At 58.8% G+C, this 24,344-nt stretch carries 16 protein-coding genes; 3 read left to right on the top strand and 13 right to left on the bottom strand.

Translation table 11 applies throughout. From position 1 onward, the window contains the following. Nucleotides 1–95 precede the first annotated feature (95 nt). Nucleotides 96–2,747, top strand: coding sequence for an RHS repeat domain-containing protein (locus FBY04_RS05965; RefSeq protein ID WP_256666770.1), 2,652 nt, complete (start codon nt 96–98; stop codon nt 2,745–2,747). 58 nt (nt 2,748–2,805) lie between these two features. Here FBY04_RS05965 and FBY04_RS05960 read toward each other — a convergent pair whose 3' ends face one another. The 13 genes from FBY04_RS05960 to yaaA form a co-directional block, all read right to left on the bottom strand. After that, on the bottom strand, nt 2,806–4,257 hold the full coding sequence (locus tag FBY04_RS05960; protein WP_084318183.1) for a mannose-1-phosphate guanylyltransferase/mannose-6-phosphate isomerase: 1,452 nt from the start codon (nt 4,255–4,257) through the stop codon (nt 2,806–2,808). A gap of 213 nt (nt 4,258–4,470) precedes the next feature. Beyond that, nucleotides 4,471–5,124, bottom strand: coding sequence for an alginate O-acetyltransferase AlgF (locus tag FBY04_RS05955; RefSeq protein WP_084318184.1), 654 nt, complete (start codon nt 5,122–5,124; stop codon nt 4,471–4,473). Between the two features lie 14 nt (nt 5,125–5,138). Further along, on the bottom strand, nt 5,139–6,314 hold the full coding sequence (locus FBY04_RS05950; protein ID WP_084318185.1) for an alginate O-acetyltransferase: 1,176 nt from the start codon (nt 6,312–6,314) through the stop codon (nt 5,139–5,141). Nucleotides 6,315–6,325: 11 nt separating this feature from the next. Then, a complete protein-coding gene (locus FBY04_RS05945) occupies nt 6,326–7,891 on the bottom strand; it encodes an MBOAT family protein (RefSeq protein ID WP_017336625.1) in 1,566 nt (521 codons plus the stop codon). 212 nt (nt 7,892–8,103) lie between these two features. Next, nucleotides 8,104–9,225, bottom strand: coding sequence for a mannuronate-specific alginate lyase (locus FBY04_RS05940; RefSeq protein ID WP_084320708.1), 1,122 nt, complete (start codon nt 9,223–9,225; stop codon nt 8,104–8,106). A 7-nt stretch (nt 9,226–9,232) separates the two neighbouring features. After that, nucleotides 9,233–10,693 carry an alginate O-acetyltransferase gene (locus tag FBY04_RS05935; protein WP_084320709.1) on the bottom strand — a complete coding sequence of 487 codons (1,461 nt, stop codon included), beginning with the start codon at nt 10,691–10,693 and terminating at the stop codon, nt 9,233–9,235. A 10-nt stretch (nt 10,694–10,703) separates the two neighbouring features. After that, a complete protein-coding gene (gene algG / locus FBY04_RS05930; RefSeq protein ID WP_084320710.1) occupies nt 10,704–12,275 on the bottom strand; it encodes a mannuronan 5-epimerase AlgG in 1,572 nt (523 codons plus the stop codon). A gap of 26 nt (nt 12,276–12,301) precedes the next feature. After that, nucleotides 12,302–13,777 (bottom strand): alginate export family protein, encoded by a 1,476-nt coding sequence (locus tag FBY04_RS05925; RefSeq protein WP_145314771.1) that lies wholly within the window; start codon nt 13,775–13,777, stop codon nt 12,302–12,304. Beyond that, complete coding sequence (gene algK, locus FBY04_RS05920; RefSeq protein WP_145314770.1) at nt 13,774–15,279, bottom strand: alginate biosynthesis TPR repeat lipoprotein AlgK; 1,506 nt, start codon at nt 15,277–15,279, stop codon at nt 13,774–13,776. Before algK ends, FBY04_RS05925 begins: the two co-directional genes overlap by 4 nt. 15 nt (nt 15,280–15,294) lie before the next feature. Further along, nucleotides 15,295–16,464, bottom strand: a complete 1,170-nt coding sequence (locus tag FBY04_RS05915) for an alginate biosynthesis protein Alg44 (protein WP_084320712.1) — start codon at nt 16,462–16,464, stop codon at nt 15,295–15,297. 35 nt (nt 16,465–16,499) lie between these two features. Beyond that, the gene (gene alg8 / locus FBY04_RS05910; protein ID WP_371850922.1) at nt 16,500–17,981 is read right to left on the bottom strand and encodes a mannuronan synthase; all 1,482 of its coding nucleotides are present in this window, start codon (nt 17,979–17,981) and stop codon (nt 16,500–16,502) included. 188 nt (nt 17,982–18,169) lie between these two features. Beyond that, nucleotides 18,170–19,486 carry a nucleotide sugar dehydrogenase gene (locus FBY04_RS05905; RefSeq protein ID WP_145314769.1) on the bottom strand — a complete coding sequence of 439 codons (1,317 nt, stop codon included), beginning with the start codon at nt 19,484–19,486 and terminating at the stop codon, nt 18,170–18,172. 827 nt (nt 19,487–20,313) lie between these two features. Beyond that, a complete protein-coding gene (gene yaaA / locus FBY04_RS05900; protein WP_145314768.1) occupies nt 20,314–21,093 on the bottom strand; it encodes a peroxide stress protein YaaA in 780 nt (259 codons plus the stop codon). 254 nt (nt 21,094–21,347) lie between these two features. Between yaaA and FBY04_RS05895 the strand changes: the two genes are divergently transcribed. Together FBY04_RS05895 and FBY04_RS05890 are read left to right on the top strand one after the other, a co-directional pair. Continuing rightward, nucleotides 21,348–22,472, top strand: coding sequence for a polysaccharide deacetylase family protein (locus tag FBY04_RS05895; RefSeq protein WP_084320716.1), 1,125 nt, complete (start codon nt 21,348–21,350; stop codon nt 22,470–22,472). Between the two features lie 336 nt (nt 22,473–22,808). Further along, on the top strand, nt 22,809–24,203 hold the full coding sequence (locus FBY04_RS05890; protein ID WP_084320717.1) for a PhoH family protein: 1,395 nt from the start codon (nt 22,809–22,811) through the stop codon (nt 24,201–24,203). The last annotated feature ends 141 nt before the right edge of the window (nt 24,204–24,344 follow it).

Genomic DNA, 24,344 nt, shown 5'->3' with positions numbered 1-24,344 from the left:
TTCATCCTGAATAGTCCTCCGTTATGAAAGTTATTACAGAAGTCGAGTATGGGTTTTAAGCATTAGTTGATCGTCATTCTTCGAGACGAATTTTCATGGATATCCAGGTAGCGGCCATGCACCGCCATACTCCAAAGCTGATTGCCATCGATCCTCGTGGGCTGGCCGTTCGCTCAGTGGATCATTACCGTGCCGGTCCTGGCGACATGGCGGAGGCTCATGTCGAACGCACGACCCATGACCAGGCGGGAAGGTCGGTCGCGCAGTGGGATCCGCGCATGTTTCTGGAGGATTCGGCGCTGGCCAACCTGAGCACTGCACATGGCCTGAGCGGCACTGTTTTGTACAACCTCAGTGTCGATGCAGGCTTGCGCGTGAGCCTGTTCGGTGAGGCGGGTCAATCGGTGCAATCCTGGGATGGACGGGGGTCGCAGCACTGGATGCACTACGATAATCAGCTGCGATTGACGGCGCTGTTCGAGCAAGCAGCGGACGGCGAAGCGGTTTGCGCGGAACGTTTGAATTACGCGGCCAACGATCAGGCGTTCGTTGATCACAACCAATGCGGCCGATTGATCTGTCACGAGGACCCGGCCGGGGCTGTGCTGTGCAATGACTACGGATTGAGCGGCGGGATACTCGAGCAGGAGCGGCGTTTTGCCAAGGAGCCGTCTCCCGGTTTCGCCACGCACTCACGATTCAATCCGTTGAACGATCTGCTGTCCCGAACCGATGCCCAAGGCAACGAACAACGTTTCAGCCAGACCGTGGGCGGCCAGTTGCGCGCCGTGGATTTGCGCTTGAACAACACGCTGGAATGGCTGCCGATGGTCAGCGCCATCGCCTGCAACGCCCACGGCCAGGTTGAAAGGGAAGTCGCCGGCAATGGCGTGATCACCATCCTCAAATACACCGCAGAGGACGGGCGCTTGCAACGACTGGTCTCCCGGCTCGGTCAGAACGAGCCGTTGCAGGATCTGCGTTATGCCTACGACCCGGTCGGCAATGTGCTGAGCATCGAAGACGCCGCCCTGCCGATCCGCTATTTCGCCAATCAGCGCATCGAACCGGTCAGCCATTACTGGTACGACACGCTCTATCGGCTGATCGAAGCGACGGGATGGGAGGCCGGATCGGTCAACCACGGTCCGTCGTCGGCGATGACGGCAGATCCCGCCACCCCCGGCAACTACCGTCAAACCTACCGTTACGACGCCGGCAACAACCTGCTTGAACTGACCCACGTCGGCCCGCAAAACCACGGCCATCGCCTGGTCGCCGAAGCCCACAGCAACCGCTGCCTGCCGGTGCGCGATGGCCTCGAGCCGGGCGAAGACGATTTCCGCATCGGCTTCGATGCCAACGGCAACCTGCTGAGCCTGCAACCCGGACAAACGCTGAGCTGGGATCTGCGCAATCAACTGCGCGAAGTCCGGCCGGTCAAGCGCGACGCTGGTCCTGACGATTGCGAATGCTACGACTACGGCGCTGACGGCATGCGCGTGCGCAAGGTCCGCTCGCTGCAAACCAATGCGCAAACGGTGGTCATTGAAACCCGTTACTTGCCCGGTGTGGAAATCCGTACCCACAGCGGCACCGGCGAAGTGCTGCACGTCATCGACGTGACGACCGGACGCGGCAGCGTGCGGGTGTTGCACTGGGAGGCGGAAAAGCCGAATGAGATCACCAACAACCAGCAGCGTTACAGCCTGACGGATCATCTGGGCTCGAGCACGCTGGAGCTGGATCAGGACGCCCGCCTCATCACTCAGGAACGGTATTACCCGTTTGGCGGTACGGCCTGGTCAAACGGTATGGCGGTGCAGGTCAGTTACAAAACGGTGCGGTACTCGGGCAAGGAGCAGGATGCGACGGGGCTTTATTACTATGGGTTCAGGTATTACGTGTCTTGGTTGCAGCGGTGGCTAAACGTCGACCCTGCGGGCCCCGTTGACGGATTGAATCTCTACCGTATGGTCAGAAATTGTCCACTTGGGTTTCGTGACGAACAAGGTTTGGCTCCCATCTCTATTGATGAGAAACCTACAGATAAGTCAGCAGCGCCCGTTTCGACGCAACAAGCGATAACTCCCGTAGGAGGCCAGCCGCTCTACTACCGGGTTGACTACCTGGAGAGCCGTTTATTGCTGGCCGATACTGCATCGCAAGGAAGGGCAATTCAGGTCCAAGATAATTTCGATCATAAAATAAATGAAAGAATAGGATCTATTGTTACTACGCCGAAACAGTCGATGCTGGAGAAGCCCAGTAAATTTTTTAATATATTTACGAAGAGTGAGTGGGAGTTTAAGAGTAATTATAAGTATTCTGACTCTGGCGGCGTTTTTTTGAATGATGTAAGCAGGGGGCAGATACGTCTTGTAGCGGACCTTAACTATCTTCCAAGCGTTATCAGGCGATCTAAAGTATTGAATGAAACAACGCTCACCAAAACAGCTGGACTTGAAAGCGGTAGCGAGGAATTGTTCAAGGTCTTTTTTTCTGAAACACCTAATGGCAAGGCGACACAAAGGTTGATGGATGAAGTGGGTTTGAAAGCCACGGCTGTAACAAAGGAAGTGACGGGAGGCTACACCGATTTTATCGTGGCGGTCATCCCGACTGGCCCTTATGAAGTCATTAACGCTGAGAAGCCATCAGCATCGAGAAATATGTTCGCTTTAGCACGAGCCAAGAGGCAGGCTGCTTTATCCCTGAATCGCCAGCAGGAAAAAGCCCCCGCCTAACCCACTGCGGATAGGGAACGCAGCGGGCTGGACGGGGGCTTTTCGTTTTACTGAACGCTTACTGCGCGATGGTCTTCACCGAAACCCCACGCTCGATCGGCGTAGACCGACCATAGATATCTTCAAACCGCTCGATATCGTCCTCACCCAAGTAACTACCCGATTGCACTTCGATGATCTCGAGTGGAATCTTGCCCGGGTTGCGCAAACGGTGAACCGAAGCGATCGGAATGTAGGTCGACTGGTTCTCGCACAGCAGGAACACATTCTCGTCGCAGGTCACTTCCGCGGTGCCGCTGACCACGATCCAGTGTTCGGCGCGGTGGTGGTGCATTTGCAGGGACAGGCACGCGCCCGGTTTGACCGAGATGTGCTTGACCTGGAAGCGCCCGCCCATGTCCACCGAGTCGTAGGAGCCCCACGGACGATAGACTTCGCAGTGGTTCTGGGTTTCGCTGCGGCCCTGTTCGTTGAGGGTGTTGACCATCTGTTTCACGCCTTGGACCGAGTCCTTGTGCGCGATCATCATGGCGTCCTTGGTTTCGACGACCACGATGTTTTCCAGACCGATCACCGACACCAGTTTGCCGTTGCCGTGGATCATGCAGTTTTTGCTGTCCTGAATGACCACGTCGCCTTTGGTGACGTTACCGTTGACGTCTTTTTCGTTCACTTCCCACAGCGACGCCCAGCAACCGACATCGCTCCAGCCTGCAGTGAGTGGTACGACGCAGGCGCGCTGGGTTTTTTCCATGACCGAGTAATCGATGGAGTTGTCCGGGCAGCAGGCGAAGGTGGCTTCGTCGATGGTGACGGTGTCGGCGTCCTGTACGCTGCGCTCAAGGGTCAGCAGGCAGGTGTCGTAGATGTCCGGATCGTGTTTTTTCAGCTCTTCGAGGAAGCGGCTGGCGCGGAACAGGAACATGCCGCTGTTCCAGAAGTAACCGCCGGACTGGACGAACTCGGTGGCGCGTTTCACGTCCGGTTTTTCGACGAAGTGCGAGACACGGCTGACGCCTTCCGGCAGCAGCGAGTCATTGGTCGACTTGATGTAGCCGTAGCCGGTTTCCGGTTTGGTGGCCGGAACGCCGAACAGCACCATTTCGCCGTTTTCGGCGGCAACGGTGGCCAGGGCCAGAGCGCGTTGCAGCGCTTTCTGGTCTTCCAGTACGTGGTCGGCCGGCAGCACCAGCATCAACTCGTCACGACCTTCATTGACCAGCATCATCGCGGTCAGGGCCACGGCCGGCGCGGTGTTGCGGCCGAACGGTTCCATCAGGATGCGCTGGGTTTCCAGCTTGCGGTTGGCCAATTGCTCGTTGACGATGAAACGATGGTCCTTGTTGCAGACCACGATCGGGGTGTCCATGCCTTCGAACACCAGGCGTTCCAGGGTTTGCTGGAACAGCGTGTGCTCGCCGGTCAGGGCCAGGAATTGTTTAGGGAACTGCTTACGGGAAAGCGGCCAAAGACGTGAGCCACTACCACCTGACAAGATCACCGGAATCATGTTGTTACTCCTCGAAAATCGTATGGGTCAGAGCTACTGCGTTCTGTCGTTTCACTCTTGTTCTTATTCCGTACCGAATTGCCTTCGTCCTCTGTAGAAGCCGGCTTGCTGGCGATCGGGCCTGAGACCGCCATCGCCAGCGAGCCGGCTCCTACAGGGACCGCGTTTTTTCAGCGGTCCCGCGGGCGAGCCTTCAGCAATCCGGAAAATTGTTTAGCGCGTCGAAACCGGGCGTTTTACCCAGACTGGCGACAGGCTGCTGCCGTTGCCGGTGACGTACAGCACCGCCGCTTCACCGCGTTCCAGGGCAACCGGCTTCACGTCGCCCACTTTCGTGGCGCCATCGTATAGGGCCAGGCTGACTTTGACCGGGTTGATTTCACGCTCGCCGCGACCCTTGGCGGCCACGGATGGCACCACTTCAGTCTTGCCGTCAGCGGTTTTCAGGGTCAGGGCCTTGTCGCTCAGGTTCTGTACGCGAACCAGGGATTTCTGCTTGTTCTTGAACGGCGGCTCTTCGATCAGTTGCGGCGCGCCGCTGGCGTTGTTGACCAGGGTGTAATAGTGATCGCCGGCCAGTTTCACCGGCAGGGTCTGGCTGCCGACCTTGGCGCTGTAGTCGCCGCCCGGCATGAAGCTGAAGTCGGTGCTGGACAGCGGCGCGACGTCGTTCAGGTTGGTGCTGCCGACGGTGGCGCTGACTTCAGCGTTGCCGGCGTTGTAGACACGTACGAAGCTCGAACCTTTCGGAGCGGTCGGGCCGTAGAGCGCGGCATCGCCAGCGAAGGCATTCATGGACAGCACGCTGAAGGTTGCGGCCAAAGCGAAAGTCTTGGCGAGACGGCGAGGAGTAGTAGTGAAAGTCATGGTGTACCTCTCTTTCAGTTTTGCGCCCGGTCGGGCGTCTCGGATTTAGTGTTTGCGGCTACGTTTTGTTGGCGGGCGCCGGCTTCTTTGAGCTCTGCGACCCACTGTGGGTCGGCGTCGCCGATTTCGTTGTTCACAGGCAGATAACGTTCAGGAAACTCCCAGATCAGCACCTGTGGCGGGCTGTTCTTGAAAGCATCGCTTTTCAGGTAGCTGAGCATCGGCAGAATCGGGCCGTGGCCGTCTTCGGCGTAATTGACCACGTCGCTGTTCAGCGCTTGTTTCAGCGCACCGACGAAGTTCCAGTTCGGGTTGGCGCTGTAGCTGGTGCCGATCAGGGCCACTGGCACTTCGGTGTTGGCGAACAACGCGTCATCACCGCCAGCCTGATCGTCGGCAACCACGGTGTTGCGTTTCTGCAACGGCTCGGTCGCCGGCATCAGGTTTTCGAACAGCGGATCGAGCGGCAGGAACAAGCGCAGGTCACCCTTGTGGGTCACTTTCTCTGCCGGCTCGGTGACGAAGCGCTGAGGCTCGCCGCTGAGCGGGGCTTTTTCGGCAATGGTCTTGGCCAGGGTCTCGGCGGCGATTTGCGCGCCTTCCGGGGTCCAGTGAGTGTCGGTGCGCAGGAACACTTGCTGACCGTCGAGCTTGGCCTTCAGCAGCGGGCCGTACAGGTCGGGCGCGAGGATCTTGTTGGCCGCCACTCGGGCGTGGAAGTCCTCATAGAGGTTGGCGTGAATGCTCGAAGGCTTCGCGTCACCCAAGTGTTCCGGGTACAGGCGAGTCTTGGCCGGCACGATCGCCATCACCAGTTTCACACCCTTGGCTTTCAGTTCCTGGCGCACGCCTTCGACCAGCGCGTAGTTGCCTTGCAGGTTCAGTTCTTCGTTGACGATCGGGTTGAATTCTTCATCGCTGTACAACCATTGATCGCGACCGAGCACGACACCCGGACGACCTTCGTTGAACAGTTTGAAATCCAGCGCGGCCCAGAGGTTGGTGCCCAGGCGCTTGATCGGGAACTCGTCGTCGTAGTGCGTCTCGACGGCTTTGGCCCAGCGGCCATTGAGCACCGTCGCATCGGCGTTGGTGCTGAAGCCGAAGAAGCTGCGCGTCGACCACAGGCCCAGCACCAGCAGGGTCACCATGAACAGGGCGATGTAGAAGATACGTAATGAGCGGGTCATGGTCAGATCCCTCAGAACTGGAAGTAAAGGAACGGCGAGAAGCTTTGCGCCGAGAGTTTGAAAATCGAAGCGATGAACAGCACCAGGACCAGCGTGCGCATCACGTAGCGCGACCAGTCCGCCGTCCAGTACGCCGGTTGCACGGTGGCTTCAACGCCGACGGTGTAACCCGGTTCGTGGATGCTGGCCGGGTTGTCGCCCGGTACGGCCTTGATCATTCCTGGGGTTGCGGCGGCCGGGCCATCGGCCTCGACGTTCACAACAGGCTTGGTCTTCTCAGGCGGCAGGTTGCTGTAGAAGTCACGGATGCCGAAGAACGCCAGGGTCATGTAAGCCACCACCAGAGTTGCCACTTGCAGACCGGTGAGGCTGGCCTGGTTGAGTTCCGACAGCGACCATTCGCCGAAGCTGAACATTGCACCGTACATACGGCCGGCGACGTGCAGGTTTTCCGAGCGGAAGATCACCCAGCCCATGACCACGAGCAGGAATGTCAGCGCCCAGCGGATCGGGTTGATGCTGCGCGGCGAGGTGTTCAGGCCCAGCGCTTTTTCAATGGCCAGCCACATGCCGTGCCAGGCGCCCCACACGATGTAGGTGATGTTCGCGCCGTGCCACAGACCACCGAGCAGCATGGTCAGGAACAGGTTGCGATAGGTCATCAGCGTGCCTTTGCGGTTACCGCCCAGCGTGATGTACAGGTAGTCACGCAGCCAGGTGGACAGGCTGATGTGCCAGCGACGCCAGAACTCGGTGATCGACTGACTGATGTACGGCTGTTTGAAGTTTTCCATGAAGCGGAAACCCATCATCAGGCCCAGGCCGATGGCCATGTCGCTGTAACCGGAGAAGTCGAAGTACAACTGCGCGGTGTAGGCGAGAGCGCCGAGCCAGGCGTCGCCCGTGGTCGGGTTCTGCAGGGCGAAGCAATGGTCGGCCACCACCGCGAGGGTGTCGGCGATGAAGACTTTCTTGATGAAACCCTGCATGAACCGCGTGGCACCTTCGGAGAACTTGTCGAGGGTGTGGGTGCGGTTGTTGAACTGGTCGGCGAGGTCGCGGAAACGCAACACCGGACCGGCAATCAGGTGCGGGAAGATCGCCACGAACGCCGCAAAGTCGATCAGGTTGCGGGTCGCCGGCGTATCACCGCGGTAGACGTCGATGATGTAGCTGATGGACTCGAAGATGTAGAACGAGATCCCGATCGGCAACAGCACGTGGGTCAGGATGAACGGCGACAGACCGACCGAGGTCATCATCGCGTTGATGCTGTCGACGCCGAAGTTGGCGTACTTGAAGTAGCCGAGAATGCACAGGTCGACGGCCACGCCGAGCAGCAGCCAGCGCTGGGCAGGTTTGGTCCGAACGCCAGCGGCGCCGACTTTGAGGCCGATCCAGTAGTTCCACAGCGTGACGGCGGCGAACAGTGCGAGGAAGTCCACGCGCCACCAGGCATAGAACACATAGCTGGCGATCAGCAGCAGCAGGTTGCGATAGCGTATTCCGCTCAAGTAGTACATGCCGAGAAAGATCGGCAGGAACAAGAACAGGAACACGTTGGATGAAAATACCATCCCGGTCTCTCCATGTTTAACCAACAGTCAAGGGCCGTAGCCCCCCCAAACCCCCCCACTAAAAACCGGGGGAGATGCATTACATTCAAACCGCCGCGATCCCTTGTAGGAGCCGGCTTGCTGGGGAAGGCGGTGGATCAGTCAACATCGATGGTGAATGTCATACCGCCATCGCCAGCAAGCCGGCTCCTACAAGGGGATTTGCGTTTGTTCTAGGAGCCTTTGCCTTTTTCGTTGGCCGGGTCGTAGACCTTGGTCAGGTCACCCCCGAGGCGGAAGGTCTTGAACGGCTGCATCTCGTGCTTCTTCTCAAGCACATCCGGCGAGCAGGTGTAGAGCGTGCAGAACGGTTCGAGCCAGGCGAATTTCGAGTCGACCTTGAGGTCGGACATGTCCTGTTCCTTGCCGTTCTTCTTCTCGAATTCTTCCGGGTCTTTGACACCGGCGAGTACTCGATCACCCAGGCGTTTCAATGCGCCATTGTTTTCCTGACGCAAATCCACACCGTTGACCTGGGCGAAACTGGCGATCATCGCCAGCGGCGGCAGGGCGTAGTTGTGATAGGCGAGGGCGCGTTGCTGGCGCTTGAGTTCGTTGGGCAAGAAGCCTTGGGCGTCGACCTGATTGGCGCCGACCTTGTATTCCTTCACGGCCCAGTCGAACAGGTCGCGGCGGTTAGTGGCGACGGACGTTGCCATCACCGACCAGGCGGCCCAGTACGAATGGTTGTTGGTTTTATCCAGCGGCAGATTGTCCCAATCGCTGACCACCTGATCGGCCATTTTGCTGAACCAGGCTTCAATCAACTGCGACTCTTGCTGATGGTTGGCCAACGGATGCGAGTCGGAGAACTTCAGGCGGATGTACGAAGACGCCATGCTGCCCAATGCCCATTTGCGCATCGATTTTCCGGTGTGGTTGAAGTCCTTGGACATCAGCGCATCGGCCTTGGCCCAGGCGGTCAACCAGTTCAGCGTGCATTCAAGCTGTTCCGGGCGACCGTCACGCATGAACTGCATCACGCGTTTGCTGGTGCCGCGCTCGATCTTGGTGATGTCGGCGGTGGTGTCGCGGAAGGCTTTTTCCGATGCCTCGTTCAGGGTCGAACGGGCCTTGTCGGAACCTTCGTATTTGCTGCGAAATTGCAGCGCGCCGGTGTACGGCGTCGGCATCGCGTCACAGCCTTCTTTGCTGTCGCCGGTTTTGACTTTTTCAATCGGCGCGAAGTAACCCTGTGGCGGACGCAGCGGCGCGGCGGCCTGGGTGGCGCCGGCGAACATGGCCAGCGTCAGCAGGGAGGGCGCGAGTAACTTTTTCAAAGTTCGGGTTTGCATGATTGCCTCATTGCCCGACCGAAGCAGTACGCTGCTCGGCGCTCGGGAACACGTTGCGTTTGCAGATTTTCGCTTCGACTTTTTGCGGCGCGGCACCTGCTTCAGGGCCCTGGACTTCGACGGCCAGCAGATTCTGCGAGGCCCAGTCTTCGTCCGTGCGCAACTCAAAGGCGAAACGCCCGTCAGTGTCGGAGGTTTCCGGTTTTTCGATCTTGATGTCCTCGTGGCGACCGTTCATGTACCAGAGGGTGGCTTGCAGGGTTTTCACCGACGGATCGGCGAAACGGATGTCGACCTGGTGACTGCTGTTTTGCAGGTTCAGGTTCTTGCTGTTGACCATCAATTCGTTCTTGCCCGGTTTCAAAGTTGCACTGCCGGTCATCTGTGCATCCTTGCCTTCGCAACCGTTGTCCAGCAGCGCCATCATCTGGCGGTAGATGGTTTCCTGGTCAAGGCGATAGAGCGGCGAGAATTCCCAGATCAGAATCTTCGGCGGCTTGGTCTGGAACTCTTCGCTGCCCAGGTACTGCAGCATCGAACCTTCCAGGCCACCGCCGGGGAACGCCACGTTAAGGATATCGGCGCCGATGGCCTCTTCGAGGAAACCGGCGAAGTTGTAGTTCTTGCCACTGTGGCTGGTGCCGACCAGGGTGATCTCGGGATTGCCGGAGTCACTGAACAGGTCGCCATCCGCCGCTTCGCCTTTTGGCTCGGTGGTGAACTGATCCATGTACTGGATCGCGTAGCTGGTGCCACAGAGTTGACCGGCCATGTTGTGTAACGTTCCGGTCTTGCCCATGCGACCCGACTTATGGCTCTCGAATTCGCGCTTCGGAATGCCGGCAAACTCAGGCAGTTGCTTGATTTTCTCGCCGACGATTTTCGCAGTGCGCTGGGCGCCATACGGCGTCCAGTGCTGGTCGCCGCGGAAGTAGAAGTCGTGGGCGGGCAGGGTGTCGGGCAGCGATTCGTTGGTCAGCGGCGACAGGTCCGGCACGACATAACCCATCTGCTCGAAACGGCCGAGCATGGTCTTGTAGTTCCTCAAGGCCTTGTCGAAATCGAATTTGGCCTTGTCTTCCGGATTGAGCTTGTTGCGGTTCACCAGGCCACGAGTGGGTTGATAAACAACAACGAGCTCCACGCCTTTGCTCTTGAACGCATCGTGCAGTTCTTTCATGCGTTTGTAGCCGGCGGGCGTGGTGTCGAATTCGGTGCGCAAGTCTTCCTGCGTACGGAACAGCCAGTCGCCCTGAGCCTGCACCAGCGTGGTGAAGTTCTGCTGATAACGCGTGGTGTAGTTCTTCGCGTCGTGGGCGGCCGGACACAGGCTGCAGCACGGCTCGGCGTTGAATGCCGGTGGACTTACTTTAGCGGCAGCTTCGTCGGCACGGGCGCCGGCGCTGGCCGCGAGAATGCCGACGGTCAACGCCGACAGGCTGAGTAATTTGATCAAGTGTGGGTGCATAAAATTATCCTCAGTCCCGCATTTCGGTCTGGCGTTCGACAGGGTCGATCAGCACGGCTTTCTGCTGGCGCACCAGCAGGTCGAGAATTTCATCCTGACGCTCGCCGAGAATCCCGCTGAAGCTGATGCCGCTGGATTTGGTCGGGGCGAGCATGGACACGCGATACAGCTCGACGCTCAGCGGCGAGTCGATAGACAGCGGTCCGCTGCCGTTACCGGCCAGTTCGCCGCCAACGATGATCAGCGACACCTGGGCATCGAACGGATCGAGCTTGATGTCGCGGTCGGTGTCGCTCAGGTCCTTGATGTGGCCGTAGACGCCGGTCAGTCCGTTGGCCATGGCCAGGTTTTCGTAGAGGCGGATGTTCACGCTGTTACGAATACGAATGCCGTGACGCTTGTTGCTGATGACCTTGTTGGCCCACAGCAGGTTGTCGCCACTCTCGTAAAGGGTGATGCCGTCGGTGTGGTTCTTGTAGATCTCGTTGTAGGCGATGATGTTGTTGACGCTGTTACGGTCGATCACCAGGCCCGACAACTTGTTGTCGTAGCTGCGGTTGTTGAAGATGAAGCTGTCGTTGACCTCACGGGAAATGATGATCCCGTGCTTCTTCTTGGTCCCGTAGACGGTGTTGTCAGCGATGATCAGACCGTGCGAGCGGTCATGCGGGTCGATGCCGTAGACGATGTTGTCTTTGTAGGTGTTGCCCTTGACCACAAAGTCGCGGGTTTCGTAGCAGTAGAAGCCGTACCACATGTCCGAGAATTCGGAATCGATGATCCAGCCGCTCGGTTCAGGGCGCTTGAGCACCTTGGCCATGTTCGGCGTGTACTGGGAAATACTCACGCCATAGGACTTACTGTTGGCGTAGCCGAAACTGGCCATCTTGCTGTTGGCGATGTAGGTCTGGGTACCGCCCCAGGCGAGCAGGAACGGACGGAATTCCTTCGGCGACTTGAACGTCGCCGGGCCGTTGTCTTTCTCGCGCCAGCCGGTGATTTTGGTATCGCGCACAAACAGCTGGCCGTCGTTGACCAGGAACGAACCGGCCTCCTGGGACAGGCGCAATTCCTGGGTCTGTTTGTCGATTTCGAGGATGCCTTTTTCACCGACCACGATCGGCAACTTCGCCAGGAACACGCCCGGCGAGGTTTCGCTGAAGTACTGCTTGGGCAGTTTCTTCGCCAGGTCCTTGAGGTTCATGTAGCCGTCGTCGATGAAAATCGCCTGCGGGATGCCGTGCTGACGCACCACCCATTCGGCCATTTTGTTATCGCCGCCGATGAAGTCCTTCAGGGCGTTTTCCTGCATCATCCGGCGCACGCTGATCTTGCCGGCCTTGGTGCGCACGATTTTCGCGGCGATGGCGTCGCTGGTGTAACCGGAGGTGTCCGGCAGTTTCGGTTTTGCCAGTTCCAGCGGTGCGGTGGGCGCGCTGCTGACGGTGTAGGTCTTGGCCTGCTGCAATTCCTTGGCCGTGGTGGTCGGCTTGACCGGCTCCACATTGGCGAAGCACGCCGAACTGGCCAGCAGCATCGCGCCGGCCAGCAAGGTCAATGAGCCTCTCTTCGGACTGTTCATGTCAGGAACTCCCTTAGCGGTTCGCATCAGAAGCGCCAGATCACGTCGACAAACGCGCGGTGCATGTACGAGTCGACTTCTTTGCCGTAGGCATCGCCCGGCTTGAACACACCGCCACGCAAACGCACGAGGGCCGACGGCTCATCGATCGACTGGCTCAACGCGGCAGGCAACAGGCCCTGCTTGAAGTACTTGGTGACGACGAGGTCCATTTCCTGGCCTAGGTCGTTGCTACCCTCTTTGAGCGGTAACGAGGTGCTCGCGCCACTGCCATCGATATCGTTATCGACGGCGTTGATGCCATTGCTGCCGACGGGCTTGCTGCTGTCGACGCGCCAGAACTTGTGGTAGATCACACTGGCGTCGTATTCGTCGTTGAGCATCCACGAGCCGAACAACGTGGCGGTCTGCATGTTGTTCATTTCGCCACGGAAGGCTTCGCCGAAACGGTGAACCCGCGAACGCGTACCGGTGTAGTTCGAACGGTTGCTTTCCAGGCCGTTCTGTTCGTAATCGGCACTGGCGCGGGCATAGGCTGCACCGACTTGCCATTGCGGATCGAGGCGCAGGCGCACACCGACGTCGGTGGCCCAGCCATTGAGGTCTTCACCGCGCTTGGCTTCGGTCGGGCGGGAGCCGTCGGCGTTGAGCTGATTCACTGTGTCGGTGTCGCCGCTCATGCCGGTGACGCTGCCCCAGTAATTGACGGTGTTGGTGTTGCGATAGTTGTAGGCGTCGCTGTCAGCGGTGAGGCCGAGCCAGCTGATGTCGCCGTTCTGTTTCTTGTCCAGCGAGTCGCCGGCCACACCCGGTTCCGGGTAGTCGAGCTTGCCATCATCGTGGGTGTGATGACCGCGGATCCCGACCCAGTTGCCCGGCGTCCATTGATACGCCGCATCGGCGTAGAGGTGCAGGCGGTCCTTGTCTTTGGGGGCCAGTTCTTTCAGGTCGGTGCGGTATTCGCTGAAGCGTTCGGCGACACCGACGTTGGCGCGCAACAGGGTGGTGTCGAAGGTCCAGTTCAGGGCTTCGATGTTGGTGTCGCGCCATTGGCCGTCGTCGTTGCGCAGGCGTTGGCGACCGAGCTTCAGCTGTTCGCCCGGATACGGCGTGAGGCCGCTGTAGCCGACCCAGAATTCACGCATGGCCAGGTAGTTTTTCTTGGTCTTGCGATCACCGTTGTCGGTGGTCTGGGTGCCGTCGCTGTCGGACTGCTGCAAGGTGTCGGTTTCGATGATGTCGGTGGACGTCACGGCCTGACCCATGGCGTAGGCGCTCCACGCGCCGCTTTCGCCATAGACCCATGGACGCAGGTCGAGACCGACACCGCTGACGTCGCCGCCACTGGCGGTGCCGAGGTCACGGTCGTCTTCGGACTGGCCGGTGACTTTTACATCGAGACCGTAGTTCTTGGTTTCGGTCAGGGCCGCCAGGGTTGGGCACGACCACAAGAGGGCGAATGACAGGCCAATACCAGCCTTAACAAATGGATTCAACTTCATAGGGATTCCTCGCCGTCTTCTTCTTCCAGGGCATGCAGTTCCAGCGTGTTCGGACTCAAGGCGCCACGAACGGCCTGTTCTTGTTTCAACAGGCGTTGGGCCTCGGCGAGCTGGGCAGGCGGCAGTTGGGCTTCAAGTGTTTGCGCAAGCTCGGTGGCTTGCGGGGTGTTCTGCGCCTTGGCCAATTGGCTGAAGACGTAAGCGTTAAGCGGGTTGGGCCGGGTGCCCTTGCCTTGGGAAAACAGCTGGGCGATGGCGAAGTCGGCGCTGTTCTGGCCGTTGCGCGCAGCGGTCAGCAGGTGATCCAGTGCCTTCTGCGAATAGACCTTGCCCAGGTAACCGCGGCGGTAAATCTGGCCGAGGTAGTAATCGGCGGCGACTTCTTTGCCGACGGCTTTCTGGAAATGTTCTTCGGCGACTTTCGCGTCGGCCGGCACCCATTTGCCTTCGTAGTAGAGCTTGCCGAGCAACAGTTCGGCGCGCGGCTGGTCAGCGGCACGGCCGTTGTCCAGGTACTTCATCATCGTGTCGACATCGCCGAGTTCCGGGAAGTCGTAGAGCAATTGCGCCAGGCTGACCCACGAAGCAGGGTAGCCGGGAGCGATGTCTTCGAGCAGCGACTGAGCGGTTTTCTCGTCGGTCTTGCCCAGGCTCGCATCGCCCAATACACGAGCGACACTATCAACGCGCTGAGCGGAAACGGTGCCGCGGGTATGCGCCGCTTGCATCTGTTTGATCAGCTCGGCCTGCTGTTCCGGTTTGCCTTGTTTCTGGTAAACCGTGGCCAGCTCGACGTAGCAGATGTCGGTGGTGTTCAACGCGGCTTTGCAGATGGTGACGACCTCGTCGAGGTGCTGGTCGTAGGTGCCCTGGGTGCGATAGAGCAGCACTTGGGCCAGGCCCGCTTCCGGTTTGCCTTCGGCACGCCATTGGCTGATCTGCTTTTGCGCGTTGACGTTCGGAAAACTGTGGGGGTATTGCAGGTACAGCATCGCCAGCGGGATCAGCGTGTTGCCTTCGCCATTGGCCGAGGCTTTTTTCAACAGGCCTTCGGCTTCGTGCTGTTCGGCTTCGGTGGAGCCGGGCTTGGCCACCAGCAGACGACCCAGGCGAGCCTGAGCGCGCGGTGAAACGTCGGCCGCGGCGCGGTAAGTCGCCTCAGCCTGCTTGACCTGCGCCGGGTCGCGGCTGTCGACCTGGATATCGGCGAGGCCCACTTGAGCCTCGCTGTAGCCCAGGTCGGCCAGTTGCTTGTAATTCTGCTGAGCCAGCGCGGTGTCGCCGCGCTTGAGGGCTTCATTGGCCAGGCGCTGGTCGGGCAGGCCGGCGCAACCGCTGAGGCTGATGGCCAACGCCAATGCGCAGAACGCATAACCCTTGTGGGAGTAGGCTTGCTCGCGAAACACGCGCTGCGGTGCATCAGACAAACCGAGTTGACCCTTTCGCGAGCAAGCTCGCTCCCACAGGGATTGCGGTGTATTCAGGATGTTTATGATGTTCACAGGCATGTCCTCGATTTAAAGACCGGAAGCCATGGCTTTATCGATCAGCCAGTTCAGGTTCGGGCCACGGTCGCTGTTCACTTCAACCGGGCGGCCGGCGAATTTGCTGTCCAGCGGTTCGTCAGGCTGGATCAACACGCGGATGTCGGACGACAGGTCGGCGCTTTTCAGGCTGGTGCTGCTGACGATCTTGCCGGTGCGGGTTTTGTCTTCGCCGGCAATCTGGAAGCTGACGTTGGTGCCTGGGCGCACGTCGCCGAACTGGCGATAGGAGAAGCGCGCTTCGACGTTGGCTTCGCTGTTGCGTGGCACCAGTTGGAAGATCACGTCGCCCTTGCTGGCGTACTGACCGTTGGCGACCAGTTGCTGGGCCACGGTGCAATCGCATGGCGAGGTCAGGGTGCCGGTCATTTGCTTGCCGAACAGTTCTTCAACCTTGGCCGGTTGCAGTTGATTGTCGTCAAGATGACCTTTGAGTACGTCGAGCATGCTGGTGCTGAACGTGGCGAGCGGAGCGCCTTTGGCGGCAACGCCGTCAGCCTTGATCAGGCTCTGCACGGTGCCGTCACGCGGCATGGTGATGTTCATGCCCGGCACGCTGACCAGACCGGCCTGCGCATGGCTGACGAAGTACATGCCATACACCGATTTGAAAATGAAACCGAACGCTGCCAGGCCGACGATGAAAATCGCCAGGCTGAAGGTCACTGCACGCAGACGACCGAACGCGGTCATGCCGTGGCCGCCATCCTTGATCTTGCGCGCCTTGGTGAAGTTGTCGCGCTGCAGGGTTGCCAGCACTTCACCCATGCTGACGATGTCGCCGGCCAGGTGAGAGGTGATCAGGTGGCGCAGGGTCGAGATGTCTTGCGGTTCCAGGTTCTGGAACTGGCAGCCGACGCGACCGGTCGGGCGGTCGAAGGAGCGCACTTGCAGCTCTACGTCCATGGCCAGGCCGAGGTTATCGATGACGAACTGCAGGCGAGCCTTGTACACGTCGCCGATCTTCAATGGCAGCTGACCGGCGTTGAAAGCCAGGCCGCCAGCGGAGAGATCGATCACTCGAGCTTCCACCGGGGTCCGGTCCGGACCGAAGAAGCGCAGCTTGGCCGGAATTTTCACTCGGGCGTGTTGGCGCTGGGCTTCTGACTCATGCACTACGTTGGCGTTGACGGCGGTATTCATAGGGGCGATTTCCTGGTTAATTCAAAAAGGGGCGGTCAGACCATCATCAGCAGCACGGCGACAAAAATGCTGCCTGCGGAGAAGGTCATGGTCCGAGACGACCAAGTGTTGAACCAACGTTGAAAGCTGGCGAGATCACGGGTCAGGGAAGTGGGCTGGCGAGTCCAGGACTGTTGGTCGAGGCGGAAGAACACGTAGATCTTCACCAGTGCACCGACGATCTGGTTGTAATAGAGAATCGCCGGGTAGGCCGGTCCGATCCGGTGCCCGGACAAGGACAGCAGCACGGTCAGGATCAGGCGGGTGATGCCGATCCACAGCAGGTACACCAGGATGAACGCAGTGCCGTACTTGAAGGACGCGATGATCGCGACCGTCAGGCCCAGCAGCGACGTCCACATCGACACGCGCTGATCGAACAGCACCACCGAGGTGAACAGACCGAGGCGTTTAACACCCAGGCCCAACGCACGAGCGTTCTGGCGCAGGTTGTTGCCGTACCAGCGGAACATCAGCTTGCGGCTGGCCTTGATGAAGCTTTTTTCCGGCGGGTGTTCCACGGTGTGGATCGCGGCGTCCGGCACGTAGAACGTGTCGTAGCCCAGACGCATCAGGCTGAACCAGCTCGACTTGTCGTCACCGGTCAGGAACTTGAAGCGACCCAGGCGCCAGTGTTGCAGCGAGTCGCTTTCCACGTCGGCGATGAAGTCCGGGTTGGTGACCACGGTGGCGCGGAACACCGACATCCGGCCAGTCATGGTCAGCACGCGCTTGGACAAAGCCATCGAGCACATGTTGATGTGACGCTGGGCGAAGCGCAGTTTGTGCCACTCGCTCATGATGTAGCCGCCGCGCACTTCGCAGAACTCGTTGGTGGTCAGGCCGCCGACGTTGCCGAACAGCTGGAACCACGGCACGGTCTTGAGCACGACGCCTTCGGCGAGCACGGTGTCGCCATCGATCACGGCGACCACTGCACGGTCGTCCGGCAGGTGGCGGGAAATGGCGCGGAATCCGTAGGCCAGGCCATCACGCTTGCCGGTACCGGGAATGCGCACGAAGTCGAGCTTGACCCGCGCGGGCGGATTCATCTTGGCCCAGAGGCTTTTCACCAGCTTCTCATCGGACATTTCCACGATCGAGCAGACCATGGTGGTCGGCAGGCCGCAGTCGATCGCTTCGCGAATCACCGAGGCATAGACCTGGGCAGTGGTCAGCGCGTCGATACGAAAACTGGTGACCATCAAAAACACATGGGACGGGTCTGCCGCTTTACCCAGCTTGCGCACTTTGCGCCGCAGGTGCGGGTAGACCACGTACAGAAACAGCATGCCGCGCAGGAAGTGCGTGGCACCCATCGAATAGCGCCAGATCCCGATGAAGCCGATCAGGAAGATGAAGTCCTTCGACTCGGAATCGAACGTACTCGCAGGCAACGCCATGGCGATGCCCATCAGAATACTTAAGTAAAACAGCCAACCGGCGGCCTGAAGTAGGCCGTGCTTTAGCCTGTGCATAATCTGCATCCGTCTCTATCTCGGGCGAGCCTGTGGGGTGGCCCGAAGGGGTTAAGGCAGGCGTAAATGCCGAAGGTTGTGGCGCCCCGGAGGGCGCCTTCGCCAGCAAGCCGGCTCCTACAGGTTTGCGGTGATTTTGTAGGAACCGGCTTGCTGGCGATCAGCGCGAAGCGCTTACAACCTGCCGGTTACCAGCAGATGCCTTCAGTCCGGTCACTCACGCTGGTGGCTTGAGACATGAAGCCGACCAGGTCGATCACTTGCTTGCCATGCGGGGCGTTCTGCGCCAGGGCGCGGAATTTCTCGTCACGGTTGCCGAGGATGATCACGTCGGAGTTGTTGATCACTTCGTCGAAGTCGGAGTTGAGCAAGGACGAGACGTGAGGGATCTTCGACTCGATGTAGTCCTTGTTCGCACCGTGAACGCGGGCGTATTCGACGTTGGCGTCGTAGATGCTCAGGTCATAACCCTTGCCGATCAGCATTTCGGCCAGATCCACCAGCGGGCTTTCGCGCAGGTCGTCGGTGCCTGCCTTGAAGCTCAGGCCCAGCAAGGCGACTTTGCGTTTGTCGTGGCTGGAAACGATGTCGAAGGCGTTCTGTACCTGGGATTCGTTGCTGCGCATCAGCGAGTTCAGCAGCGGCGATTCCACGTCCAGAGCACCGGCGCGGTAGGTCAGGGCGCGCACGTCTTTCGGCAGGCAGGAGCCGCCGAATGCGAAGCCTGGACGCATGTAGTACTGGGACAGGTTCAGCGTTTTGTCCTGGCAGACCACTTCCATCACTTCGCGGCCGTCGACGCCGCACGCCTTGGCGATGTTGCCGATCTCGTTGGCGAAGGTCACCTTGGTGGCGTGCCACACGTTGCAGGTGTACTTGATCATCTCGGCAACGGCGATGTCCTTGCGGATGATCGGCGCGTCGAACTCTTCGTACAGCGATTGCAGAACGTCGCCGGACGCCTTGTCGAACTCGCCGATGACGGTCATCGGTGGCAGGTCGTAGTCGGCGATCGCGGTGCTTTCACGCAGGAACTCAGGGTTCACCGCCACACCGAAATCAACGCCGGCTTTCTTGCCGGAGCAATCTTCGAGAATCGGGATGACAACGTTTGCGACCGTGCCCGGAAGAACGGTGCTGCGAACCACGATGGTGTGGCGGGTGGTCTTGTCACGCAGGACAAAACCGATCTCGCGGCATACCGCTTCGATGTAGTTCAGTTCCAGATCGCCGTTCTTCTTGCTCGGCGTGCCGACGCAGATCATCGACAGGTCGGTGTCGCGAATCGCCTCGGCGAAGTCGGTCGTACCGCGCAGACGGCCGGTTTCGATTCCCTTGGCCAACAGTTCGCCCAGACCCGGTTCAACGATCGGCGATTTGCCGGCGTTGATCATATCGATCTTGTCTTTGGCGACATCGACGCCAACGACGTCATGGCCCCGTGCAGACAGGCAACCGGCACATACTGCACCGACGTAACCCAAACCAAATATGCTGATGCGCATCGCATTTACCTCTCTATTTTCAAGCCGGTATTTACCAAGCCATTAAATGGCCGGTGTTAATCGTGTTCAGCGGTCATAGTGCACTCGGAAGTTCGGGCGACAGGCGCCGCAATGCCGGGTGCAGGCATATAAGTTCCGAGTGTCTAAATAAGTGCACTCAAGATGTGCGTAACCAGGCCTTATTATTATGAATTGCCCTGTTATGCAGCCGAGTCCTCTGGTTCAGAGGTCCTTCGTGCTAAGGTCTTGCGCGCTCGATTCCAGGCCAGAAGCCCGTAAATCAAGCGGTTCAGGTGCTCGAGTGAGCACGTTTATAGGGGCGCAGCCTTGGCCGTATAGGGGATAGTAGTCATGCGTTATCTCCTGTCCTTCATGTGTTGTCCAAATCAGGGATTATTTAGCCAAAGTTATTGTGACAACTTCGCTACGTGATCTCTTCTCTGCGTAAGTTATCTCGTACATGTTCAGAGATAATCGGTACCGGTTGTAGGAGCTACGCATTTGGACATAGTTCCAGTCCGCCCATCGCGAATTCTGAAATTTTTTGAAATGTTGAGAAAGATGGCACTACTTTCAAACTGATGGCACTTGCTGTTTCACCCTTGTTACACGGGGCGATTAGCCGGATAGATAGTTTTGTGCCACTACCGGTAAATATTTTTAGTGCCACTACTGAAAAAAATGAATGATGTCGAGTGAAACTAAAGTTAGGAAAGTAACTGTTGAATTTTTGACGCCAAGAGCTTGGCGATTCAGGCGGGAAATTGTTCGACGATCAGACGTTGGTGCACGAGCAGATACCGGCTGTCGTGCACCGACCCGGTGCGTCACTCGGGAGCGTGATCGCGAAGAAACACCAGGTTTTCCGGGTTGGATTGCTCGGCGCTGTATCGATAGCCCTGGACGTCGAATTGCTTGAGGACGGCCGGGTCGTTGATGCGTTCTTCAATGACGAAACGGCTCATCATGCCCCGCGCTTTTTTCGCGTAGAAGCTGATGATTTTGTACTGGCCGTTTTTCAGGTCCTTGAACTCGGTATTGATGATGCGAGCCCTCAAGGCCGTGCGTTTGACCGCCGAGAAATATTCGTTGGAGGCCAGGTTCAGCAGCACGTCATCACCCTGGTCGGCCAGGGCTTCGTTCAACCATTCGCTGATTCGCGTACCCCAGAAGGCATACAGGTCCTTGCCGCGGGCGTTGGGCAATTTGGTGCCCATTTCGAGGCGATATGGCTGCATCAGGTCCAGTGGGCGCAACAGGCCATAAAGGCCGGACAGCATGCGCAGATGCTGCTGGGCGTAATCGAAATCGGCTTCGCTGAAGGTCTGAGCGTTCAACCCGGTGTAAACGTCGCCCTTGAACGCCAGCAGTGCCTGCTTGGCGTTTTCCGGTGTGAACGCCGGGGTCCAGCTGCCGAAACGCGCGGCGTTGAGCCCGCCGATCTTGTCGGAGACGTGCATCAGATCGCTGATCTGCGCTGGCGTCAGGTCGCGCAACTGCAGGATCAGTTCCTGGGAATGGTCGAGGTATTGCGGTTGGGTGAAGCGCTGGGTCGCCGGCGGTGTTTCGTAATCGAGGGTCTTGGCGGGGGAAATCACCATCAGCATGAAGTCGTCTCCTTTAATCGTGGGGGCGATTCTAGGGGGTTGGCTTCAATGACTCCAGCTATCAAGTCCATAGGTGATCGACGGCTTGATGCAAACCCTGTGGGAGTGGGCTTGCTCGCGAATGCGGTGTGTCAGTTGACAATGATGCTGGCTGACACACCGCATTCGCGAGCAAGCCCGCTCCCACAGGAGATCGTGGCGTCAGGGCCGGATCAGCTATAGTGCCGCGCGGGTTTTGTTATGGAGACATCCCATTGCGTATCGTTTTTCTTTTATCAGCCTGGCTGTTGAGTTTCGGTGCCGTTGCGGCGCCGGGCGATGTGGCGACGCTCGATCGCAGCACCTGGCCTGAACAGCTCAGCAACCCGACGCTGTTCGATGTCGCCTCGCGCGCAGAGATTCTGATGTTCGCTCGTGTGCTCCTGGCCAGCGAATCGCTGGACGAGGCGAGCCTGGCCCAACGCCTGGGCCTGCGTACGATCAATCTGGATTCGGTCAACAACCTGCGTCAGCGCCTGTGGCAACGCTTGCTGACCAACTACAACTTCGCCCAGCAAAGCTGCGATCAGGATGCGTCCTTCTGTTTTCTGGTCGAAGACATGGCCACCCTGCGCGAGCAAGCCGCCAAGTTCCAGGTCAGCGAGGATAGCTACTACATAAAGTGGGCTGAACCGAGCCGGCTGTTCCATGCGCAGTACCTCGACGAGCAGTTGCGCAAGGCTGCGCTGTTTCCGCAAACCAGCAGCGAAGTCGATCGTTTTGGCGACTACGAGCGCAACGGCGAGGCGATGCATGACCGGCTGTTCCTGTTGACCTTCGACAGCGCCGCCAATGCCGCGCCGGACAACACGGCGTGGGTCACCGAGTACCTGCGCAAAGCGAACATGACGGGTACGTTTTTCGTCCTCGGCAAGGATATTCAGGCGCGCCTGAGCGAGCGTTCAGTGGCGAGCCTGCAGGGGACTTATTCGACGCAGTGCATCGGCGTGCAAGGCTGGGAATTCCGCTCCCACAGCCACTGGCAGGACTGGCAGGATTCGGTGCGGCGCAGCGCCGAACTGGTCAAAAGCAAATTGCCGGAGAACTACGTGCCGCTGTTCCGTCCGCCGGATGGCCAGCGCCGTTCTGACGCAGAAGGCTTTTTCAGGTCCCAGGGCTTGCAGGTCGCGCTGTGGGACATCGATGCCCAGGACGGCGCCGGCAAGCTCAAGGCCAACCAGAGCGCGCAGCGGGTGTTGACCCTGATGCTGTTGTGGCGGCACGGGGTGATCAACTTCAACATCAAGCAGGATGGCGTGAAAACGGCGATGCCCTGGCTCATTACGCAAACGGCGCCGAGCGGGATCGGTTGGGAGGACTGTCAGGACGCGTTTCGCTGAAGCGGAAAAAGCCCGTAAACATTGGGCGAGGGGTGATTTCGAGAGAAAATTCGGTGCAGGCGGACTTCCGACTTTAACGGCACATTGCCTGCACGCCAAGGGCTATTCGTCACTCTGAAAAATAAACTTCAAAAAAGCGTCAAAGTGCTTTTTTCTGTCACAGGTTTTGGAGTATTACGAAGACAGACCGCCGAAACCTGCAACACAGGTGGCGTCTCCCAAGACCCCAGTTTGTGTGCAGTTCACTTGAATCATCACAGGTGAATTCGGCAGTCACTTCGAGGCGCAGCACCGCCAAGGTATTGCGTCGAATGGCTCCCACAAAGGTGACCGAGTATGGATGATCACGGACGTAGTTCTTCCTCCAACCAGCCAATCCTTTATGTACTCGATACCAACGTATTGATTCACGATCCAAACGCCCTGCTTAATTTCGAAGAACACCACGTAGCGATCCCGATGACCGTGCTTGAAGAGCTGGACAAGCTCAAGAGCGGGCATCACAGCGTGGCTGCGGAATGCCGTCAGGCGATTCGCCTGATCGACAAGACCCTGGGCGATGCCAGCCCTGAAGACGTTGAACTGGGTGTACCGATCCAGCGTGGAAAAAGTGGGCCAAAAGGTTTGCTGTCAATTCTGATGAGCAAACGTACCGAACCGAACATCATTCTTCCCGAGCACCTGAACGACAACATCATCATCAACCAGTTGATCGACCTGCACGCGCGCGAGCCAAAGTTGCCCGTGGTGCTGGTCACCAAAGACATCAACATGCGCCTCAAGGCCCGTGCCTGTGGGATCGCGGCCGAGGACTACAGCACCGACCAACTGGTTGATGACGTATCGCTGCTGCCCAACGGTTACCACAACATGGCCGGCTCCTTCTGGGACCTCGTCAGGAATGTCGAAACCCGTCAGGATCACGGCCGCACCTGGCACCAGGTGAAAATGATCGACAACCTGCCGGCAGTGCATATCAACGAGTTCATCATCGACGAACAGGGTTTTGTCGGCTGGATCAAGGAGATCGACGAGGACAAGCTGCTGATTCTCGACCTGCATCAGGAACCCCTGCTGCACCAGGAAGCCTGGGGCCTGAAACCGCGTGACATCTATCAGAGCCTGGCGCTGTACGCCTTGCTCGATCCGGATATCCACCTGGTCAACCTGTCGGGTGCAGCCGGCTCCGGTAAAACCATCCTGGCACTGGCAGCGGCCATCGAGCAGACCATGGTCAGCAAACGCTATCGCCGGATCATCGCGACTCGCAGCGTGCAGGGCCTGGACCAGGAAATCGGTTTCCTGCCCGGCACCGAAGCGGAAAAAATGGAGCCTTGGCTGGGCGCCATCACCGACAACCTCGAAGCCTTGCACATGGATGACGAAAACACCCATGGCAGCGTCGATTACATCCTCAGCAAAGTGCCGTTGCAGTTCAAATCCCTCAACTACATCCGGGGTCGCAGCTTCCAGCAGAGCCTGATCCTGATCGATGAATGCCAGAACCTCACGCCGCACCAGATGAAAACCATCATCACCCGTGCCGGCGCCGGTTCCAAAGTGGTGTGCCTGGGCAACCTGGCGCAGATCGACACCCCTTACCTGTCCGCGACCAGCTCCGGGCTGACGTACCTGACTGAACGCTTCAAGGACTTCCCGAACGGCGTCCACATCACCCTGCAAGGGGTGCCACGTTCGATTCTGGCCGAATACGCCGAATCGCATTTGTAATCGCCTCACCAAAACCGGGCGGCCCCAAAGCCGCCCGGTTTTTTGTGCCCGATACCTATCGAATGTGGGAGCGGGCTTGCTCGCGAAGGCGGTGCGTCAGCCTCTATCTATTGCGACTGATACACCACCTTCGCGAGCAAG

This window comes from Pseudomonas sp. SJZ080, assembly GCF_007828295.1.
Classification (GTDB): Bacteria; Pseudomonadota; Gammaproteobacteria; order Pseudomonadales; family Pseudomonadaceae; genus Aquipseudomonas; species Aquipseudomonas migulae_A.
The sequence above is the reverse complement of the archived record's forward strand: the minus strand, read 5'-3'. Positions and strand labels throughout refer to the sequence as shown.

Excerpts from the sequence above, each read along its gene's own strand:
- yaaA (WP_145314768.1), bottom strand. The coding sequence starts at position 21,093 with ATGCTGATGGTGATTTCCCCCGCCAAGACCCTCGATTACGAAACACCG.
- FBY04_RS05955 (WP_084318184.1), bottom strand. The coding sequence starts at position 5,124 with ATGACTTTCACTACTACTCCTCGCCGTCTCGCCAAGACTTTCGCTTTG.
- FBY04_RS05965 (WP_256666770.1), top strand. The coding sequence starts at position 96 with ATGGATATCCAGGTAGCGGCCATGCACCGCCATACTCCAAAGCTGATT.
- FBY04_RS05905 (WP_145314769.1), bottom strand. The coding sequence starts at position 19,486 with ATGCGCATCAGCATATTTGGTTTGGGTTACGTCGGTGCAGTATGTGCC.
- FBY04_RS05935 (WP_084320709.1), bottom strand. The coding sequence starts at position 10,693 with ATGCACCCACACTTGATCAAATTACTCAGCCTGTCGGCGTTGACCGTC.
- FBY04_RS05940 (WP_084320708.1), bottom strand. The coding sequence starts at position 9,225 with ATGCAAACCCGAACTTTGAAAAAGTTACTCGCGCCCTCCCTGCTGACG.
- FBY04_RS05960 (WP_084318183.1), bottom strand. The coding sequence starts at position 4,257 with ATGATTCCGGTGATCTTGTCAGGTGGTAGTGGCTCACGTCTTTGGCCG.
- alg8 (WP_371850922.1), bottom strand. The coding sequence starts at position 17,981 with ATGCACAGGCTAAAGCACGGCCTACTTCAGGCCGCCGGTTGGCTGTTT.
- algG (WP_084320710.1), bottom strand. The coding sequence starts at position 12,275 with ATGAACAGTCCGAAGAGAGGCTCATTGACCTTGCTGGCCGGCGCGATG.
- FBY04_RS05950 (WP_084318185.1), bottom strand. The coding sequence starts at position 6,314 with ATGACCCGCTCATTACGTATCTTCTACATCGCCCTGTTCATGGTGACC.
- FBY04_RS05890 (WP_084320717.1), top strand. The coding sequence starts at position 22,809 with ATGGATGATCACGGACGTAGTTCTTCCTCCAACCAGCCAATCCTTTAT.
- FBY04_RS05915 (WP_084320712.1), bottom strand. The coding sequence starts at position 16,464 with ATGAATACCGCCGTCAACGCCAACGTAGTGCATGAGTCAGAAGCCCAG.
- FBY04_RS05925 (WP_145314771.1), bottom strand. The coding sequence starts at position 13,777 with ATGAAGTTGAATCCATTTGTTAAGGCTGGTATTGGCCTGTCATTCGCC.
- FBY04_RS05945 (WP_017336625.1), bottom strand. The coding sequence starts at position 7,891 with ATGGTATTTTCATCCAACGTGTTCCTGTTCTTGTTCCTGCCGATCTTT.